This is a genomic window from Nocardia sp. NPDC004722, from assembly GCF_053601505.1.
Genome location: NZ_JBSGBY010000712.1, coordinates 1 through 3,975, shown reverse-complemented (window position 1 = coordinate 3,975; position 3,975 = coordinate 1). Strand labels below are relative to the sequence as shown.

At 69.7% G+C, this 3,975-nt stretch carries 6 protein-coding genes; 4 read left to right on the top strand and 2 right to left on the bottom strand.

All coding sequences use genetic code 11. The features are described 5' to 3' along the window. Window positions 1-134 precede the first annotated feature (134 nt). A complete protein-coding gene (locus ACWELQ_RS40420) occupies window positions 135-437 on the top strand; it encodes a transcriptional regulator (RefSeq protein WP_452402279.1) in 303 nt (100 codons plus the stop codon). On the opposite strand, the gene ACWELQ_RS40415 is transcribed toward ACWELQ_RS40420, so the two are convergent. After that, a complete protein-coding gene (locus tag ACWELQ_RS40415) occupies window positions 434-856 on the bottom strand; it encodes a hypothetical protein (RefSeq protein WP_452402278.1) in 423 nt (140 codons plus the stop codon). The genes ACWELQ_RS40420 and ACWELQ_RS40415 overlap by 4 nt on opposite strands. A gap of 564 nt (window positions 857-1,420) precedes the next feature. Between ACWELQ_RS40415 and ACWELQ_RS40410 the strand changes: the two genes are divergently transcribed. Together ACWELQ_RS40410 and ACWELQ_RS40405 are read left to right on the top strand one after the other, a co-directional pair. Further along, on the top strand, window positions 1,421-1,819 hold the full coding sequence (locus ACWELQ_RS40410) for a hypothetical protein (protein WP_452402277.1): 399 nt from the start codon (window positions 1,421-1,423) through the stop codon (window positions 1,817-1,819). Between the two features lie 74 nt (window positions 1,820-1,893). Further along, entirely contained in the window at window positions 1,894-2,520 is a 627-nt protein-coding gene (locus tag ACWELQ_RS40405; protein ID WP_452402276.1) for a TetR/AcrR family transcriptional regulator, read from the top strand. A 6-nt stretch (window positions 2,521-2,526) separates the two neighbouring features. On the opposite strand, the gene ACWELQ_RS40400 is transcribed toward ACWELQ_RS40405, so the two are convergent. Continuing rightward, window positions 2,527-2,868 (bottom strand): ArsR/SmtB family transcription factor, encoded by a 342-nt coding sequence (locus ACWELQ_RS40400; RefSeq protein WP_452402275.1) that lies wholly within the window; start codon window positions 2,866-2,868, stop codon window positions 2,527-2,529. Window positions 2,869-3,017: 149 nt separating this feature from the next. Here ACWELQ_RS40400 and ACWELQ_RS40395 point away from each other — a divergent pair. Then, the coding region (locus ACWELQ_RS40395; RefSeq protein ID WP_452402274.1) for an MFS transporter at window positions 3,018-3,975 on the top strand (958 nt) is incomplete at its 3' end.

Genomic DNA, 3,975 nt, shown 5'->3' with positions numbered 1-3,975 from the left:
ACCGTCGCGCTCGCGTTCGCGCTGCGCGCCGACGGCGCCGAGCACACCGGCACCTTCGCGGCGCTGACGGTGGCGGCGATCATCGGCTTCGGCGGCCCGGAGATGCTGCGGGTGCTGCGCCGGTGGGCGCACGCATGAGCGCGCCCCGCTTCGACGAATTGATCCATCCCAGTACGCGATTGAATCTGGTCGCGACTCTGGCAGCGGCGGAGTGGGCGGAGTTCGCGTTCCTCAAGGACCGGCTGCGCCTGTCGGATTCGGCGTTGTCCAAACAGCTCGCGACGCTCGAGGAAGCCGGTTACGTCGCCACCGAGCGCCGCCTCGAGGGCAGCCGCCGCAAGGTCCGCGCCCGGCTCACCCCGGCCGGGCGCAGCGCCTTCGACGGCCATATCGCGGCCCTGCGCGAGATCGTCGAGGGTGCGAGCACGCCGGACTAGTTGCGGTCGGCCATCGCCTTCGCCGCCCAGCGCACGGCGTAGCCGACCACGAAGCACGGCAGCGACATCAACGCGAACAGCACCGCCGCGATCACGAATCCGCTGGCGGTCCCGAGGATCCAGCCCGGCAGGGCCGGATCGCAGCCCGCCGACAGTCCCGGCACCGAGGTGCAGTCGTGGAAGGTGCGCGGTCCGGAATACCGCCCCCACACCGCGATCGCGGCCCACACCAGCACCGCGATCACGGCGTTGAACGCGTAGCCGCAGCGCACCAGTTTGCGGACGAAGATCAGGGCGCCGAGCTGGTCGGAGTAGAGGCCGTCGGCGATGTCGTCGCTGACGCCCAGATGCCGTCCCCACCCGGAGGGTTCGAGGGTTTCGGGCGCGGCGGGCGCTTCGGCGTAGAGGGTTCGGGCCATGAGCGGGTCCTTCTCACCGCGAGCGTTTCTGGGAGCCAGTGGGATTCACGGTGGTGATCGAAACTGGAACGAGCAGTGTCGATCATGGCAGCGCCGCGCGCATCCCGGAGCCTTTGCGGGGGAAATCGTGCTCGATCACAACCGGGCGGCGTCGCCGAAGCCGGGATCGGGTCCGGTTCGGCGACGCCGGTTTTCGCGGCACCCACGCTGGCGCGGGACGCGGGTGCGAGCCGCGGGGAAGCCGGCTCGCCGTGCCCGTCGACGGGGGGGCGTCTGCGCGTTGCCGCCTCCCACGAACCCGGACAATCGGAACGTTAGCGGTGCGTTAGCTATTCGGCGAATCGGGCGGCTGAATTAGGGGATCGTTAGGGGCGGTGCGGTTTTCGCTTCAACCACGGCGAACCTGCCGGTTGCGGGCGATCTTCCAGCACGCGGCAGTGCCGGGAGGTACGCAACGAGTAGTCCGATACGCGCGTGTCGGGTCCCCGCAACGCCGACACTTCCCTTATGCGCCAATGGCGTCGCAGTTCCCGCATTCACCCTCCTCTGGGGAGATGATCGACGATGATCCGGTCACGGAAGTCGGCCCTCACCGCATTCACCACCTTCGCCGCCGCCGGCGCGGCACTCGTGCTCGCCGCGCCCGACGCCGGGGCGTACGTCACCAGCGTCACGGTGGCCACCGGCACGAGTATCGGCGGCGGTTACGGCACCAACTGCTCCTACACGGTCACCGTGAACGGCAGTCCCAACGAGTACGTGTGGCTCTACGACAGCGCGTCGGGCAGTTTCAATCCGCAGCAGTTCAGTCTCGGCAGCGGCGGCAGCGCCACCTCGAGCTGGACGCCGACCGCGACGGGCCAGCACTACGTGCAGGCCTGGTCCTACAACGGGTCGCAGTGGGCGCTGGTGAGGGTCGGTACGGGCCTGAATCTGGGCAGCGCCTGCGTGGTCACCAGCTGAGCGTCCGATCAATACCGATCGGTCCGGTGCCGGGTGTGCGTGCCCGCCCGGCACCGGGCATTACTCTTGACCCGGTGCAGACCGAGCAACCGCCCTCCGACGCCGAACCCCGCATCTGGGGCGGGACCACCCTCACCGAACGCCGTGAGGCGCGCCGCACCGCGCTGCTCGAGGCCGCACTGGATCTGATCGGCGAATCCGGGGCGGGCGCGGTGACCATGCGCGCGGTCTGCCGCCGCGCCACCCTGACCGACCGCTACTTCTACGAATCCTTCGCCAGCCGAGACGAACTGCTCGATGTGCTCTACCGTCAGATCGCCGAGGAGTTCCTGGATCCGATGACCGCCTTCGCCGTGGTCGATGATCCCGACCGGGACCGGGCGTTGTCGGAAGCGCTGGTGGACAAGGTGTTGCAGGATCCGCGCAAGTCGCGGCTGTTTCTGGTGGAGCCGTATTCCTCGACGGGGCTGGGGCAGACCACGATCGCGGTGATGCCCGCCTTCACCCGCCTGATCCAGGATCATCTCTTCGCCCACATCGACGATCCGGTGCGGCGGCGGCTGGCCGCGGTCACCATGGCCTCGGGCAATGCGGGCATGTTCTCGGCGTGGCTCAACGGCACGCTGCGCGCCACGCGCGATCAGATCGTCGATCACCTGGTGGAAACCATCGACGCCTATCGCGGCGTGTATCGCGACTGAGGTCCGCTAGTCGCCCACGCTCGGGCCGCGGCCGTGGCGGATCGCCATCGCCAGCAGGCCCGGGAAGCGGGCCTCGAGGTCGTCGGCGCGCAAGCGGTTGAGTCGCCGGGTGCCCTCGTCGCGCTGGGCGATCACACCCGCCTCGCGCAGGGTCTTGAAGTGTCCGCTCTGGGTGGATTTGCTGACCGGTAGATCGAAGGTCGTGCACGCGAGCTCGGCGTCGTCGGCTGCGGCTAGGCGCGCCACGATCCGCAGGCGCACGGGGTCGGAGAGCGCGGCCAGCACGGTGGTGAATCGCAGCTCGTCGCGGCCGGGGTGGAGCAGTTCGTTGGCGGTTCGGCTTGCCATGGGCTCCAGCCTAATCCACATGTTCACAATTTCCGAACATCCTGTTATGTTCGGAATCATCGAACATGTTGGGCAGGGAGGAACGCATGACACTCGAGCGATCGGTCACAGTCGACCCGGGAGGCGCTGGGCTGCAGCATGATTCACCGATGGGGAGCCGAGTGCGATTCTGGGGCACGGCGTACGCGCTGCTGATCCTGTTGACCGGCACCAACATCCCGACACCGCTGTATCACGGGTACGCGCAGCGCTTCGGGATCTCGGCGTTGACCACGACGCTGGTGTTCGCGGTCTATGTCGGGGCGCTGATCCCGTCGCTGCTGATCGCCGGTCCGGCCTCGGACGCGGTGGGGCGGAAGAGAATTCTGCTGCCCGCGCTCGGGCTGGCCGCGCTCGGCAGTGCCGGATTCGCGGTGGCCGACGAGGTCGGGTGGTTGTTCGCCGCGCGGATTCTGCAGGGTGTGGCGCTGGGTGCGGCCTCGGGGACGCTGACCGCGTCGATCACCGAGCTCGAGCCGCGCGGTGATCGACGGCGTGCGGCCCTGGTCGCGGCGCTCGCCACCGCCGGGGGCATGGCGGCCGGTCCGCTGCTGGGTGCGCTGGTGGCGCAGTATCTTCCGGCCCCCTATGTGACGCCGTTCCTCGCCCACCTACTGCTGTTGATTCCGGCGGTGGTGGTCGTGGCCGGGCTGCCCGAGACCGGCGTCCGCACGCGCTGGCGGCCGCGGCGGCCCAGCATCCCGGCCGGGATGGGCCGCACCTTCGCGGCCGCGGGTTCGGCGACCTTCCTGGGTTTCGCGGTGGTGGGGGTGTCGCTGACCCTGGTGCCCACCTATGCGGCCACGTTGTCGGGCAGCGGCAATCTGGTGGTCGCCAGCGCCGCCGCGGCCCTGCTGCCGCTGGCCTGGGCGGTGGCGCAGCTGCTGGGTTACGGCAGATCCGAACGGGCCCTGGACCTTACGGGCCTGCCGCTGCTGGCGGCCGGGCTGGTGTTGCTGGCGGTGGCGGGCGCGGCCTCGTCGCTGTGGCTGCTGCTGGTGGCCGCGGCCCTGGCCGGGGCCGGGCACGGGCTGGTGTTTCTGTCCGGGCTGACCGCCGTCAACGCGG